The organism is Geodermatophilus sp. TF02-6 (assembly GCF_003319115.1).
Classification (GTDB): Bacteria; Actinomycetota; Actinomycetes; order Mycobacteriales; family Geodermatophilaceae; genus Geodermatophilus.
In genome coordinates this window covers 183,760-196,810 of the sequence record NZ_QOHF01000002.1, presented here as the reverse complement: position 1 = coordinate 196,810, position 13,051 = coordinate 183,760, and the positions used below count along the sequence as shown (strand labels likewise).

Below are 13,051 nucleotides of genomic sequence, written 5' to 3'. Positions count from 1 at the left end.
TACCCGAGCCCGACGTCCATGCGAAGACCGTACCGGCCGAGTGCGCGCTGACGTGCCGGTCGTGGTTCCGACGGGACGGCGAGGGCCTTGACACGACATCGATCATTGACTAGTAAGTACCTACTAATCTAAGTGGGGGCAGCCGTGCTCGTCAGCGCTCGCGGGGTCCGTATCAACGCCATCGATCGAGGGGCTGGTGATCCCGTCGTCTTCCTGCACGGCATCGGGGGAGACGCCGGCAACTGGGCTCCCCAGCTGGAGGCGTTGGCGGCCACCCACCGGGTCGTGGCCCTCGACAGCCGCGGCTTCGGGCGGTCCGACCGCACCTACGGGCGGATGTCGCTTGCGGACTACGCGCGTGACGTCCTCGTGGTCATGACGGAGCTCGGCATCGGCCGTGCACCGATCGTCGGCCTGTCGATGGGCGGCATGATCGCGCAGACCGTCGCGCTGACCGCCCCCCAACGCGTCGCGAGCCTCGTCCTGGCCGACACCAGTTCCTCTGCAGATGCGGACATGAAGGCCGATCTGACCGCCTCCGGAGCGGCCGCGGTCGCTCACGGGATGCCGGCGGTGGCGACCGCGTTCATGCCCGCCACCTTCAGCCGGGCGGCCGTCGCGGAGAACCGTCGCTACGTCCGGGACTTCGAGGAGAACTTCTCCTCGACGGATCCGCTCACCTTCAACATCGGGCTGCAGGCCATCGCTGAGCTCGATCTCACCGACGAGCTGCACCGCATCGACGTTCCCACCCTCGTGCTGGTCGGCGACGAGGACGCACTGACCCCGCCGGAGCACTCCAAGACGATCGCCTCGACCGTTCCGGGCGCAGAACTCGTCGTCATCGACGACGCCGGCCACCTGTCGAACCTCGACCAGGCCGGCGCCTTCACCGAGCACCTCGTCCGCTTCCTCGACGCCGCCTGATCGCCACCCGCCGATCCACCTGGAGAGAAAGCATGTCCGCTGACACCAGCGCGCTCCCGTTCGTCGCACCCGTCGACAAGGACAGCCTGCGGCGCAAGTACGCAGAAGAGCGCGACAAGCGCCTGCGGCCGGACGGGCTCGACCAGTACGTCCGCCTGACAGGCCGGTTCGCTCATTTCGCCGAGGACCCCCACCAGCCGGTCGTCGAGCGCGAGCCGGTCACCGACCACGTCACCTTCGCGTTCATCGGTGGCGGCTTCGCGGGGCTCACCGCCGGGGCCCGCCTCAAGGAGGCCGGCATCGACGACATCCGCATCATCGACAAGGCGGGGGACTTCGGCGGTGCCTGGTATTGGAACCGGTACCCAGGCGTCATGTGTGACACCGCGTCGCTGATCTACATGCCGCTCCTGGAGGAGACCGGCTACGTCCCGACCGAGAAGTACGCCCACGGTCCGGAGATCCTCGAGCACTGCCGGCGGATCGGCCGGCACTACTCCCTGTACGAGAAGGCCCTGTTCCACACCGGGGTGACCGAGCTCGTCTGGGACGAGGATGCCGCACGCTGGATCATCAGCACCGACCGCGGCGATCGCTTCACCGCACAGTTCGCCGGGATGGGCATCGGGCCGCTCAACGTCCCAAAGCTCCCGGGCATCCCCGGCATGGACGAGTTCGCCGGTCACTCATTCCACTCGAGCCGGTGGGACTACGCCTACACCGGCGGCGATCCCGCGGGCGCCCCCATGGAGAAGCTGCGCGACAAGAAGGTGGCGATCATCGGCACGGGCGCCACCTCCCTCCAGTGCGTGCCCGCGCTCGCCCGGGACGCGCAGGAGCTGTACGTCATCCAGCGCACCCCGACCGCGGTTGACGTCCGCGGCAACGGGCCCATCGATCCTGAGTGGCACCGGTCGATCGCCACGCCGGGGTGGCAGAAGCGCTGGCTGGCGAACTTCACCCTGAACTGGGAGGGCTTCACCGGGCAGCCGCCGGCCGGCGTCGAGGTGGAGGACCTCGTCCAGGACGGTTGGACCGAGCTGGGCCGGCGCATGCGCGCGAACATCACCGCCATCCCTCCGGAGGAGTTCAGCGTCGAGCGGATGATGGCAGCGGTCGAGGAGGCGGACATCGCCAAGATGGAGCAGATCCGCGGCCGTGTCGACGACGTCGTCACCGACCCGGAGACGGCCGCGAAGCTCAAGCCCTGGTATCCGCAGCTGTGCAAGCGTCCGGGCTTCCACGATGAGTACCTGCAGGCCTTCAATCGGCACAACACCCACCTCATCGACACTGACGGCAAGGGCGTCGAGCGGCTCACCGAGCGGGGTGTGGTCGCGGGGGGCGTCGAGTACGAGGTGGACTGCGTGATCTACGCGTCGGGCTTCGAGTACGCCACCGACTACACCCAGCGCGCCGGCTTCGACGTGACCGGACGGGATGGCGTGACGCTGTCGAAGGCGTGGGCCGACGGCATGCGCACCCTGCACGGCATGCACGTCCACGGGCTTCCGAACCTGTTCATCGTGCAGCTGCTGCAGGGCGCCTTCCTGGGCTCCAACGTGCCGCACGGCTTCGCGGAGTCGGCCCAGACCATCGCCGCGATCGTCTGCCATGCCGTGGCCGAGGGCGCCCGGGCGGTGGAGGTGACGGACGAGGCTCAGACGGGGTGGGTCGAGATGCTCCTCCGGGACGGCGTGCCGTTCGGGAGGCCGGACTGCACGCCCGGCTACTACAACAACGAGGGCCAGGAGATCGGCCTTGCCGAACGCCTGAACGTCGGCTACCCGCTGGGCGCCACGGCCTTCTTCGGGATGATCGACGACTGGCGCACGTCCGGTGAGTTCGAGGGCCTGGCGTTCCGCTGATGTTCCGTCGGCGGGGCCGGCGACATCGAACCCCCGCCGACGTGCGTTCTGCTTTGGGCCGCGGGGGTGCGGCGGAGGACCCGGGACGTTCAGTAGCTGCGCGGCAGGCCCAGCACCTGCGTGCCGATGTGGGCGAGGACCAGTTCCTCGGCGACCGGGATGTTCTTGCCGATCCGCGCATCGCGGAACAGGCGTTCCACCGGGAACTCCTTGCTGTAGGCCATGCCACCGAAGACCTGGAACGCCCGGTCGGCCGCCTCCCACGCCACCTGGGCGCCGGTCAGCTTGGCCACGTTCGTCTCGGTGCCGCACGGCAGCCCCTGGTCGAACAGCCACGCCGCCTTGCAAGTCATCAAGCGGGCGAGCTCCGTCTCGGCCTCGATCTGGGCGAGCGGGAACTGGACCGCCTGGTTGGCCCCGATGGGCCGGCCGAAGACCCGTCGCTCCCGGGCGTAGTCGCACGCCACCCGTAGCAATGCCTCGGCCGATCCGACGCCTCCGGCGGCGGCCAGGATCCGTTCGGGGTTGAGGACGTCCCACAGCACCTCGAAGCCGCGGTCCACCTCGCCCAGCACCCGGGAGGCGGGCACGCGGACGTCGTCGAGCCAGACCTGGCTCGAGGTGACGACGTTGCCGCCCAGCTTGGGGATGGGCGTGTAGGTCAGCGTGCCGGCGGCGAGTGCCTCCGTCACGTCGACGAGGAACAGGGTGAAGCCGGAGGTGCGTGGCTGCGCCTCGGCGGCGGGCGTCGTCCGGGTGACGGCGATCATCCAGTCCGCGTTCTCGATCCCCGAGATCCACACCTTCTGCCCGTGCAGCAGGAAGTCGGAGCCGTCGCGCCGGGCGGCCGTCGTGATCTCGAGGGCGTCGCTGCCGGCGTCCGGCTCGGTGAGCGCCAGGCAGAACTGGACGTCGCCAGTGGCGACGCCGGGCAGGATCGCCTCCTGCTCCGCGGTGCCGTGCCGAGCCAGCGTCATCGCCCCGAAGCCGGGCGTGAGGATGTACAGGAAGATGCCAGCCGTACCGCCGGAGGCGGCGAGCGTCTCGCAGGCCACCGCGAGCTCCAGCATCCCCTGGCCACCCCCGCCGTACTCCTGCGGGACCGACGCCCGATCCATCCGCCGTCGGCCAGGTCGCGCCAGGCCTCGGCGGGGAAGCGGTGCTCGTCCTCGCACCGGGACCAGTACGCGTGGTCGTACCGGGCCCCGACGGCGCGCACTCCGTCGCGCACGACGAGGGCGGTGTCGGGCAGGGTGAAGTCCATGGGGGGTCTCCGGCCGGCCCGGGAGGGGTCCGTTCGTGTCCCAGCAATGGAATGCCGACCGTACGGCGATGCCGTACGCCGCGCGGCGCAACCACTGGAACAACCACGTCGAGCGGCACGGCTTCGCCGTACCGGACCGTCCGGCCTTCCGGTTCCAGGGCCGGACGACGACGTGGGCGCAGCTGGCCGAGCGCGTGCGGGCGCTGGCCGACGCGATGAGCCGCCGCGGCGTCTCCGCCGGTGACCGGGTGGCCGTCCTGACGGGGAACCGGCCGGAGTTCATGGAGACCGTGCTCGCCGCCAACCGGCTGGGGGCCATCGCCGTCCCGGTCAACTTCCGGCTCACCGGGCCCGAGGCGGCCTACATCCTGGAGAACTCCGGAGCACGACTGCTCGTCGTGGACGACGTCACCGCTGCCGTGGGCCGCGACGCGGTGACGCTCGCGTCCGAGCCGCTGCCGGTCGTGGTGGTCGACGGCCCGGGCTGGAGCGGCACCGAGCGGTACGAGTCGCTGATGACGGAGAGCGGTCCGCCCGCGGCACCGGTCGACGTCCCGGAGGACACCCCCGCACTGATCGTGTACACCTCCGGCACGACCGGGAGGCCGAAGGGCGCCGTCCTCACCCACCAGAACCTGCAGGGGCAGGCGCTGACGATCATCCGGGCCTTCCAGCTGACCGGCGAGGGCGAGGTCAACCTGGTGGCCGCCCCGATGTTCCACATCGGGGCGATCGGCTCGATCGTGCCGCTGATCCTCATCGGCGGAACGCTCGTCGTGCTGCCGAGTGGCGCCTTCGACGCAGGGCAGGTGCTCGGCCTCCTCGAGCGGGAGCGGATCACGAGCGTCTTCCTCGTGCCCACCCAGTGGCAGGCGCTGTGCACCGACCCGTCCGTGGCCGACCGGGACCTCTCCGCGCTGCACGTGACCTCGTGGGGCGCGGCCCCTGCCTCGGACACCTTGCTGCGCCGCATGGCCGAGGTGTTTCCCGGCGCGCTCAACGTGGCCGTGTTCGGGCAGACGGAGATGTCGCCGGTGACCTGCGTACTGGAGGGCAGGGACGCGCTGCGCAAGCTGGGATCGGTCGGCCGGCTGGTGCCCACGGTCGCGGCTCGGGTCGTGGACGGCGAGATGAACGACGTGCCCCCGGGCACGGTGGGCGAGATCGTCTACCGGGGTCCGACCCTGATGGCGGGCTACTGGCGCAACCCGGACGCCACGGCCGAGGCGTTCGCCGGCGGCTGGTTCCACTCCGGTGACCTGGTGCGGGTCGACGAGGAGGGCTTCGTCCACGTGGTGGACCGCGCCAAGGACATGATCATCTCCGGCGGCGAGAACGTGTACTGCGCCGAGGTGGAGAACGTCCTCGAGGGGCATCCCGCCATCCGGGAGGTCAGCGTGGTGGGCCGTCCCCATCCCAAGTGGGGCGAGACGCCGGTGGCCGTGGTCGCCCTGCACGATCCCGCGGCCTCCCTCGACATCGAGGAGCTGCGCTCCTGGGCCGCACGGTTCCTGGCCCGCTACAAGCTGCCCACCGACGTCATCCTGACCGATGCGCTGCCGCGCAACGCGTCGGGCAAGGTGGTCAAGGACCAGCTCCGCCAGCGGGTCGGCCAGGCACCGCCCGCCTGACACCGGCCCTTCCGCTCCGCCCGCGAGCAGGTGTGACCGGCGACCCTCGGCTAGGTTCGGCAGCCGACACAGGTGGTCGGCGCAGGGGAGTGGCGCAGTGGGGTCAGGTGGCAGATCGGTGCTCGTCACCGGCGGGAACCGGGGGATCGGGCTGGCCATCGCCCGCTCGTTCGCCGATCAGGGCGACCAGGTGGCGGTGACCCACCGCGGCAGCGGCGCCCCGGACGGGCTCTTCGGCGTGCAGTGCGACGTCACCGACGCAGCCGCCGTCGACGCGGCCTTCACCCGGATCGAGGAGCACCAGGGCCCGGTCGAGGTGCTGGTGAGCAACGCCGGCATCACCCGCGACGGTCTGCTCATGCGGATGAAGGAGGCCGACTTCACCGACGTCGTCGACGCCAACCTCACCGCCGCCTACCGGGTGGCCAAGCGGTCGGCGACGCGCATGGTGCGCAACCGGTGGGGCCGGATGGTGTTCGTCTCCTCGGTGGTGGGCCTCTCGGGCTCGGCCGGCCAGGCCAACTACGCCGCGAGCAAGGCCGGCCTGGTCGGGCTGGCCCGCTCGATCGCCCGGGAGCTGGGCAGCCGGGGCATCACGGCCAACGTGGTGGCCCCCGGCTTCGTGCAGACGGACATGACCGCGGCGCTGCCGGAGGAGCGGCAGCAGGAGATCCTCGGCCAGGTCCCGCTGGGCCGGTACGCCTCAGCGGAGGAGATCGCCGGCGTCGTGCGCTTCCTGGCCGGCGACGCGGCCGGCTACATCACCGGGGCGGTCGTCCCGGTCGACGGCGGACTGGGGATGGGGCACTGATGGGCACTTTCGGCTGGGGGGCTGTCCCCGTCATCCCGGGACTCGGGGTGGGGTACCGATGAGCGGCATCCTGGAGGGGAAGAACGTCCTGGTCACCGGCGTCCTCACCGAGGCGTCCATCGCCTACGCGACCGCCCGGATCGCGCAGGAGCAGGGCGCCACCGTCGTCCTTTCCAACTTCGGTCGTGCCCTGTCGCTGTGCCAGCGGATCGCCAAGCGGCTGCCGGCCGAGGCTCCGGTCGTCGAGCTCGACGTCACGGACACCGAGCACCTGGCGACGCTGGCCGACCGGCTGCGCGAGCACGTCGACGGCCTCGACGGCGTCGTCCACTCGATCGGCTTCGCCCCGCAGGAGGCGATGGGCGACGGCTTCCCCGGGGTCGCCTGGGAGCACGCGGCGACGGCGTTCCAGGTGTCGAGCTGGTCGATGGCCTCGCTCACCCAGGCCTGCCGCCCGCTGTTCGGCGACCGGGCCTCGGTCGTCGGCCTCACCTTCGACGCCAGCGTCGCGTGGCCGGTCTACGGCTGGATGGGCGCGGCCAAGGCGGCGCTGGAGTCCACCTCCCGCTACCTCGCTCGCGAGCTGGGCCCCGAGGGGATCCGGGTGAACCTGGTCGCGGCCGGCCCGCTGCGCAGCATGGCGATGCGGTCGATCCCGGGCAGCTCGCAGTTCGAGGAGGCGTGGGAGGCCCGCGCCCCGCTGGGCTGGTCGGTCACCGACACCGAACCGGCGGGCAAGGCCGTCGTCGCCCTGCTGTCGGACTGGTTCCCGGCCACCACCGGGGAGATCCTGCACGTGGACGGGGGCTTCCACGCGGTGGGGGTGTAGGGCCGTCGGGGTGTAGGGCCGCCGGCGTGTGACCCGCATCGTCCGGCGCCCGACCGCATCCGCCGCCGTCCTGGGGTAGAAGAGGAGGCGTGCCGCTCACGACCGACGTCGACATCACCCCCGCGGACCAGCGCCCCGACGAGGACCCCTCCCTGGCCGTCCGCAACAACGGCGGGACGCCGCCGTCCGCCGACCCGCCGCCGCCCGGACGCCGGGAGGCGCTGCTGGTCCTCGGCTTCGGTGGCCCCGAGGGCCCGGACGACGTCATGCCCTTCCTGGAGAACGTCACCCGGGGCCGCGGCATCCCGCGGGAGCGGCTGCTCGACGTCGCCGAGCACTACCGGCACCTCGGCGGGGTCAGCCCGATCAACGAGCAGAACCGGGCGCTGACCGCCGCGGTCGAGAAGGAGCTGGCAGCCGCCGGCACCGACGTGGCCGTCTACTGGGGCAACCGCAACTGGGCGCCCTACGTCGAGCACGTCTGGGCGCAGATGGCCGACGACGGCATCGAGCACGTCTACGTGTTCCCGACGTCCGGCTTCGCCTCCTGGTCGGGCTGCCGGCAGTACCACGAGGACGTCGCCCGGGCCCGCTCGGTGCTGACCGGGGTGGCGCCCGGCGGCGGGCCGACGGCGGAGAAGCTGCCGCACTACGGCGACCACCCCGGCTTCGTGCGGGCCAACGCCGACGCGCTCGCCGCCGCGCTGGCGTCCCTGCCCGAGGACGTCCGCGACACCGCTCGGCTGGTCGCCACCGCGCACAGCATCCCGGACGCGATGGCCGCCGTCGCCGGGCCATCGGGCGGGGCGTACCAGGAGGAGCTGCTGCGCTCGGCCCGGCTGGTGGTCGACGCGGTGGCGCCGGGCCGCGAGTTCGACCTGGTGTGGCAGTCGCGCAGCGGGCCGCCGTCCGTGCCGTGGCTGGAGCCGGACGTCAACGACCACCTGCGCGCGCTGGCCGCCGCGGGGGAGGCGGCGGTCGTGGTCTTCCCGATCGGGTTCGTCAGCGACCACGTCGAGGTGGTCTGGGACCTCGACACCGAGGCCAGGGAGACGGCCGAGGAACTCGGGCTGGCCTTCGTCCGGGCGGCGACCGCGGGGACGCACCCGGCGTTCGTGGCGATGGTCCGCGAGCTGCTCGAGGAGCGGCGGGCCGGGACGCCGCCCCGGTTGGGCACCAACTGCCCGGCCAGTTGCTGTTTCACGGCGCGGCCCCCTCGGCGGTGATCATCGGCGTCTGGCGGCCCGCCACGCCGAAGTGGGCAGCCACCCACCGATGATCACGACGGTGTCATCGCGGGACGGTGTCATCGCGGGACGGCGTTGTAGGCGGCGGTGGTCGCCTCGCGCACGGCCTCGGCCAGCGGGCGCAGGGCGTCGTCGCGGGCGGCCGCCTGGCGGTGGGTCACCGCACCGCCGGGCGCGTCGGAGAGCGCCAGGTCGAGCACCCTCGCCAGCCGCTGCGCCCGGGCCAGCAGCGACAGCGCCAGCGGGTCGGTGCCAGGCGGCATCCCCGGCACGTGCGCCGCCTGGGTCAGGCCGGCCAGCAGCGCCGGCACCTCGGGGTGCCAGCGCGCCAGGTCGAGCTCGGCCAGCGTGCGGGCCGCATCGGCGACGGCGAGGTCCAGGGCGCCCGACACCGCCCGCAGCGGGCCCTCGGCCGGCGGCGGCACGGGCGGGGCGCCGGTCAGGTCGAACGCGGTCCACTGCACCGCCTCCGGCCCCAGCGCCTCGGGCACCAGGGCCAGCGTCTCGCCGACGGCGGCCTGCTCGGCCTCCAGCGCCGCTTCGGTCAGGCCGGGCGCCCGCGGCAGCCCGCGCACGTCGCCGGGCACCGGCAGCACCAGCCGGACGCGGCGCTCGCCGGCGCTGCGCAGCGCGGAGAGGGCCCAGCCGAGCGGAACGGCCTCGTCGGTGCCGGGCAGGCCGGCCACCCGGTGCGCGGTGTCGACGAGCAGCGCGTCGAGGGCGTCGTCGTAGGAGGTGCGGCCGGTGAGCCAGGCGGTCGCCCAGACCGCGAACCGGCCGGCGGGGAGGTCGCGCACCCGGCGAGGTTATGTCGGGACGCCACCCGGCGTCCGCACCCCGTCCCGGGGACGCCGCGACCGATCAGCGCCCGGCCGGTTCTGGGAGGATCGGGTCGTGGACGCCTGGGTGCTGTGGCTCATCGCGTCGGGCCTGTTCGCCGCGGGGGAGACGGCCAGCGGCGACTTCGTCCTGCTGATGTTCGCCGGGGGCGCGCTGGGCGGCCTGGGCGTCGCCCTGCTCGGCGGCCCGGTCGTCCTGCAGCTGGTCGGCTTCATCGTCGTCTCCGCGGTGCTGCTGGCGCTGGTCCGCCCGGTGGCCAGGCGCCACCTCACCCAGCGCACCCCGCTGCAGCTCGACGGCGTCGCCGCGCTGATCGGCCGGACGGCGAGGGTGACCCAGCCGGTCGACGGGCACGGCGGGCGCATCCGCCTGGGCGCCGACGAGTGGAGCGCGCGCAGCCAGTACGGCGGCGAGACGTTCGCGGTGGGCTCGACCGTGCGGATCCTGCAGGTGGACGGCGCCACCGCCGTCGTCGGGGACGCCCTCGAGCTGGACTGACCCCGCGGGGTGATCCCGCGACGCGCCCCCACCGGGCGGCGCCCAGGGAGGGGGAGTATCGAGGGCGGACCCCGGAGAAGGGAGGCGTTCCCGTGACGCCCGCACTGATCGCCCTCATCGTGATCGCCCTGCTGGTGGTGGTCGTCGTCGCGAAGAGCGTGACGATCGTGCCGCAGGCGCAGGCCAAGGTCGTCGAGCGGCTGGGCCGCTACAGCCGCACGCTGTCGCCGGGCCTGTCCGTCCTCGTGCCGTTCATCGACCGGGTGCGGGCCACCATCGACCTGCGCGAGCAGGTGATCTCGTTCCCGCCGCAGCCGGTGATCACCGCCGACAACCTGCAGGTCGGCATCGACACCGTCGTCTACTTCCAGGTGACCGACCCGCGCCTGGCGGTGTACGGCATCGCGAACTACATCACCGGCATGGAGCAGCTGACCACCACGACGCTGCGCAACGTGGTCGGCGGGCTCAACCTCGAAGGGGCGCTGACCGGCCGCGACGGGATCAACAGCCAGCTGCGCGAGGTCCTCGACGGCACCACCGGCCCGTGGGGGCTGCGGGTGGCCCGGGTGGAGATCAAGGCCATCGACCCGCCGCCGTCCATCCAGGACTCGATGGAGAAGCAGATGCGCGCCGACCGCGACAAGCGCGCCATCATCCTGCAGGCCGAGGGCCAGCGGCAGTCGGCGATCACCACCGCCGAGGGGCAGAAGGCCGCGGCGATCCTGTCCGCGGAGGGCAACAAGCAGTCGGCGATCCTGGAGGCCGAGGCCGAGCGGCAGAGCCGGATCCTGCGGGCCGAGGGCGAGCGGGCGGCGCTGTTCCTGCGGGCGCAGGGCCAGGCCAAGTCGATCGAGACGGTGTTCCGGGCCATCCACGACGGCAAGCCCGACCAGGGGCTGCTGGCCTACCAGTACCTGCAGACGCTGCCGCAGATCGCCCAGGGCGACGCCAACAAGATGTGGATCGTCCCCAGCGAGTTCAGCAGGGCCCTCGAGGGGCTGGCCAAGCTCGGGGGTGCGGACGGCGACGGCCGCTCCTGGATGGACGTCGGCCCGTCGGGGAACGGCGCCGAGCCGACCGCGGAGATGGACACCAGCGGCTGGTTCGAGTCGCAGCTGCCGCCGGCCGCCGAGCAGCCCGAGGCGAGGATCGAGCTGACCAGCCTCGCCGACAGCGAGCCCGCCGTCCCCTCCCCGCAGATGCCGCCGACGACGTCCCTGGCGCACGCGGCGACCGAGGAGGTCGCCGCCCGCCCGACGCCGGCGGACGACGGCACCGAGCCGCCGCGGCCCTGACACCGAGTCGATCATGGACTTGTTGTCGGCGGCACGGCGCGACACGCCGCTGCGACCGGCAACAAGCCCATGATCAACTGCAACGGCGGGGGTGGCCATCCTGCAGGGTCCCACCGCGAGCCTGTGAGCGGCGGGGGCAGAGGCGGCCCTCTCCCGGGCACCGCCCCGAGCGTGCGAGGGGTGGGGAGGAGAGGGTCCTTTTCAGTCCTTGAGCAGGCCCTCGCGCAGCTTGGCCAGCGTCTGGCTGAGCAGCCGCGAGACGTGCATCTGCGAGATGCCGATGTCCGCCGCGATCTGCGACTGCGTCATGTTGCCGAAGAACCGCAGGATGAGGATGCGCCGCTCGCGGGCGGGGATGGTGGCCAGCAGCGGCTGCAGGGACTCGCGGTACTCCACGCCCTCCAGCGCGGCGTCCTCCTCGCCGAGGGTGGCCGCCAGGGTGGGGGAGTCGTCCTCGCCGGAGAGCCGCTCGTCGAGCGAGCTGCTGCGGTAGGCGTTGGCCACCGCCAGGCCCTCGAGGACCTCCGACCGCGGGATGCCCAGGTGCTCGGCCAGCTCGGACGGCGTCGGCGCGCGGCCGTTCTTCTGCGCCAGCTCGCCGACCGCGGCGTTGAGCGACAGGTGCAGCTCCTGCAGCCGCCGCGGTACCCGCACCGACCAGCCCTGGTCGCGGAAGTGCCGCTTGATCTCGCCGGTGATGGTCGGCACCGCGAAGGAGAGGAACTCCACCCCGCGGGTGGGGTCGAACCGGTCGATCGCCGCGATCAGGCCGAGCGTGCCCACCTGGAGCAGGTCGTCGAAGGGCTCGCCGCGGTTGCTGAACCGGCGGGCGAAGTGCCGCACCAGGGGCAGGTGCTCCTCGACGAGGATCTCCCGCAGCCGCTCCCGGCGCGGGTCATCCTTGTCCAGCGTGGCCAGCTCGGCGAACAGCGGCGCGGTGCGCTCGGCGCGACGCCGGTTGTCCGAGACGGGGATGGTCTCAGACTCGGCGCCGTCGTCCGGCGCCGGTACGGCCTCGCTGCGGGGGTCGGGCACCGCGACGCGCTGCTCCTCGGGCGCGACCTCTCCCTCCGTCCCTCCGGGGCCGGTCGGGGACTCGTCGTCGCGCAGGGTGTCCTCCTCGACGGTCGGGTGTTCCGCGGCTGCCGCCCCGGTCACCGCGCGACCGACACGTTCTGGCCCGTGCCACCGAGCATCTGGTCCGGGCGCTGTCCCGGGAGGTGCTTGTCCATGGAGATGACGGCGACCGGGCCGGTGCTGCCGTCCCCGGCCGGGACGGTCGCCTGCGTGGCGGTCCGGGCGTCGACGCTGTCGACCAGGGTCTGCAGCACCGCCCAGCCGAACCCGTCCCGGGGGACGTCGGTGCCCTCGGCCGTCGGCACCCAGGCGTCGATGTGCAGACCGGCGCGGCTGGTCTCGAACACCACCGTCAGCCGCCGGTCACCGGAGACGACCGCGGCCAGCGTCGCACAGGCCTCGTCGACGGCCAGTCGGAGGTCCTCGACCGCGTCCAGGTCGTAGTCCATCCGCATCGCCAGGTCACCGACCATGGCCCGCACGGCGGGCAGCTGGGTGGGCGTGGTGGGCACCCGCAGTTCCAGTCGTTCGGCGCGCCGCCGATCCTGGGCCTGGGCACCCCTCGAGTCCACCATCGGTCGTCCGCTCCTCGTCGTCGTGTCGCGCGCGCCGGGGATCCCGGCCGCACGGCCGGCACCCATCCTGCCCGAGGGCCGGTGCCCCTCGTACGGCACCCGCGTGCCTGCGCAACGATGCCGTCTACCCCTGCGGGCGGACCCGGCAAACCCCCCGGTCGCCGGGGTCTCGGCGCGGTTGCCGGG

At 72.8% G+C, this 13,051-nt stretch carries 12 protein-coding genes; 8 read left to right on the top strand and 4 right to left on the bottom strand.

Going from position 1 to position 13,051, the window contains the following annotated elements:
• The first annotated feature begins 144 nt into the window (after window positions 1-144).
• Both DQ238_RS02985 and DQ238_RS02980 read left to right on the top strand, forming a co-directional pair.
• Window positions 145-927: an alpha/beta fold hydrolase gene (locus DQ238_RS02985; protein WP_158550699.1), complete on the top strand. Its 783-nt coding sequence runs from the start codon at window positions 145-147 to the stop codon at window positions 925-927.
• A gap of 32 nt (window positions 928-959) precedes the next feature.
• Window positions 960-2,795 carry an NAD(P)/FAD-dependent oxidoreductase gene (locus tag DQ238_RS02980; RefSeq protein ID WP_113779810.1) on the top strand — a complete coding sequence of 612 codons (1,836 nt, stop codon included), beginning with the start codon at window positions 960-962 and terminating at the stop codon, window positions 2,793-2,795.
• Window positions 2,796-2,884: 89 nt separating this feature from the next.
• Here the strand turns inward: DQ238_RS02980 and DQ238_RS02975 are convergent, their stop codons facing one another.
• Window positions 2,885-3,913: an acyl-CoA dehydrogenase family protein gene (locus tag DQ238_RS02975; RefSeq protein ID WP_255418005.1), complete on the bottom strand. Its 1,029-nt coding sequence runs from the start codon at window positions 3,911-3,913 to the stop codon at window positions 2,885-2,887.
• A gap of 214 nt (window positions 3,914-4,127) precedes the next feature.
• Between DQ238_RS02975 and DQ238_RS02970 the strand changes: the two genes are divergently transcribed.
• From DQ238_RS02970 to DQ238_RS02955, 4 genes are all read left to right on the top strand, one after another.
• Window positions 4,128-5,690 carry an AMP-binding protein gene (locus DQ238_RS02970; RefSeq protein WP_113779809.1) on the top strand — a complete coding sequence of 521 codons (1,563 nt, stop codon included), beginning with the start codon at window positions 4,128-4,130 and terminating at the stop codon, window positions 5,688-5,690.
• Window positions 5,691-5,787: 97 nt separating this feature from the next.
• Window positions 5,788-6,501 (top strand): 3-oxoacyl-ACP reductase FabG, encoded by a 714-nt coding sequence (gene fabG / locus DQ238_RS02965; RefSeq protein ID WP_113779808.1) that lies wholly within the window; start codon window positions 5,788-5,790, stop codon window positions 6,499-6,501.
• Window positions 6,502-6,559: 58 nt separating this feature from the next.
• Window positions 6,560-7,330, top strand: coding sequence for an enoyl-ACP reductase FabI (gene fabI, locus DQ238_RS02960; protein WP_113779807.1), 771 nt, complete (start codon window positions 6,560-6,562; stop codon window positions 7,328-7,330).
• Window positions 7,331-7,419: 89 nt separating this feature from the next.
• Complete coding sequence (locus DQ238_RS02955; protein ID WP_113779806.1) at window positions 7,420-8,556, top strand: ferrochelatase; 1,137 nt, start codon at window positions 7,420-7,422, stop codon at window positions 8,554-8,556.
• A gap of 80 nt (window positions 8,557-8,636) precedes the next feature.
• On the opposite strand, the gene DQ238_RS02950 is transcribed toward DQ238_RS02955, so the two are convergent.
• Window positions 8,637-9,374, bottom strand: a complete 738-nt coding sequence (locus tag DQ238_RS02950) for a hypothetical protein (RefSeq protein ID WP_113779805.1) — start codon at window positions 9,372-9,374, stop codon at window positions 8,637-8,639.
• 97 nt (window positions 9,375-9,471) lie between these two features.
• Between DQ238_RS02950 and DQ238_RS02945 the strand changes: the two genes are divergently transcribed.
• Together DQ238_RS02945 and DQ238_RS02940 are read left to right on the top strand one after the other, a co-directional pair.
• Window positions 9,472-9,915 carry an NfeD family protein gene (locus DQ238_RS02945; RefSeq protein ID WP_113779804.1) on the top strand — a complete coding sequence of 148 codons (444 nt, stop codon included), beginning with the start codon at window positions 9,472-9,474 and terminating at the stop codon, window positions 9,913-9,915.
• Between the two features lie 92 nt (window positions 9,916-10,007).
• Window positions 10,008-11,213, top strand: coding sequence for an SPFH domain-containing protein (locus DQ238_RS02940; RefSeq protein WP_113779803.1), 1,206 nt, complete (start codon window positions 10,008-10,010; stop codon window positions 11,211-11,213).
• 201 nt (window positions 11,214-11,414) lie between these two features.
• Here the strand turns inward: DQ238_RS02940 and DQ238_RS02935 are convergent, their stop codons facing one another.
• Together DQ238_RS02935 and DQ238_RS02930 are read right to left on the bottom strand one after the other, a co-directional pair.
• Window positions 11,415-12,371: an RNA polymerase sigma factor SigF gene (locus tag DQ238_RS02935; protein WP_113779802.1), complete on the bottom strand. Its 957-nt coding sequence runs from the start codon at window positions 12,369-12,371 to the stop codon at window positions 11,415-11,417.
• Window positions 12,368-12,865, bottom strand: coding sequence for an ATP-binding protein (locus tag DQ238_RS02930; RefSeq protein ID WP_113779801.1), 498 nt, complete (start codon window positions 12,863-12,865; stop codon window positions 12,368-12,370). The genes DQ238_RS02935 and DQ238_RS02930 overlap by 4 nt, the downstream gene beginning before the upstream one ends.
• Window positions 12,866-13,051 lie beyond the last annotated feature (186 nt).

Coding starts and splice junctions, on each gene's coding strand:
- DQ238_RS02970 (WP_113779809.1), top strand. CDS start 4,128: ATGCCGTACGCCGCGCGGCGCAACCACTGGAACAACCACGTCGAGCGG.
- DQ238_RS02980 (WP_113779810.1), top strand. CDS start 960: ATGTCCGCTGACACCAGCGCGCTCCCGTTCGTCGCACCCGTCGACAAG.
- fabI (WP_113779807.1), top strand. CDS start 6,560: ATGAGCGGCATCCTGGAGGGGAAGAACGTCCTGGTCACCGGCGTCCTC.
- DQ238_RS02975 (WP_255418005.1), bottom strand. CDS start 3,913: ATGGATCGGGCGTCGGTCCCGCAGGAGTACGGCGGGGGTGGCCAGGGG.
- DQ238_RS02930 (WP_113779801.1), bottom strand. CDS start 12,865: ATGGTGGACTCGAGGGGTGCCCAGGCCCAGGATCGGCGGCGCGCCGAA.